This window comes from Acetobacter sp. DsW_54, assembly GCF_002153575.1.
In the GTDB taxonomy this organism is placed as follows: Bacteria; Pseudomonadota; Alphaproteobacteria; order Acetobacterales; family Acetobacteraceae; genus Acetobacter; species Acetobacter fabarum.
Map to the genome: position 1 here is coordinate 1 of NZ_JOPD01000069.1, position 239 is coordinate 239.

Annotated in this window: 1 pseudogene; it reads left to right on the forward strand. The window is 55.2% G+C overall.

Features of this window, described 5'->3' with window-relative positions:
* Positions 1 to 239: pseudogene (locus HK20_RS13030) on the forward strand (DNA-binding protein); the annotation flags it as partial.

Sequence of the window (239 nt, forward strand, 5' to 3'; positions counted from 1 at the left end):
TGTGTTGCCGAGGTGATCGAAACTGACGAAGAGCTCATGCATGACTTTGTCAAACATGGCGTCAGTGTCGCGCGGCATCGTTATCGCTCACGCCCGGACGCAGATGTGTCTCTGTTAGAATCCGCCATGAAACTCGTCGCCGAAGGCAAGGTCGATCCTTTTGAGGTGAACACAAGGGTCGACCGCATCCGTCCACGCGAAAAGGTCCTGAAAGAACGTGAGGATGGCGCATTACGGGG